The following is a 324-nucleotide window of genomic DNA, read 5'->3' as shown; positions in this document are numbered from 1 at the left end:
CCATGGTTCAGGCATAGTCCGGCGGTGCGCAGCTTTGGGGAGCTTCGCCGGTATGGAGTGCAATTCATAAGTTAGCAGGGCAGTCGGATGAAAATGATCTGGCTGGCGGGTCACACACCTTTCACAGGAATGCGCCTTTCAAGGAAACGCAGTCCGGCAACCAGTATGAAAGTCAGAAGCAGATAAACGCTTGCCAGCAGGAGCAACGGCTCATAGGTCAGCAACGTCTCCTGCCGCACTTTGGTAATCACGCCGTAGACATCAATCACCGTGATGGTCGCAACCAGTGGTGTGGCTTTTAGATGCAGTACAGTTTCACCGGTC

The 324-nt window shown here is 53.7% G+C and carries 1 pseudogene; it reads right to left on the bottom strand.

Annotated features, from left to right (window positions below):
• Positions 1–110 precede the first annotated feature (110 nt).
• A pseudogene (locus tag HBA93_RS19965) lies at positions 111–324 on the bottom strand (ABC transporter permease); the annotation flags it as partial.

This window comes from Ochrobactrum sp. SFR4 (assembly GCF_019730395.1).
In the GTDB taxonomy this organism is placed as follows: domain Bacteria; phylum Pseudomonadota; class Alphaproteobacteria; order Rhizobiales; family Rhizobiaceae; genus Pseudochrobactrum.
This window is presented reverse-complemented; position numbering and strand designations above follow the sequence as displayed.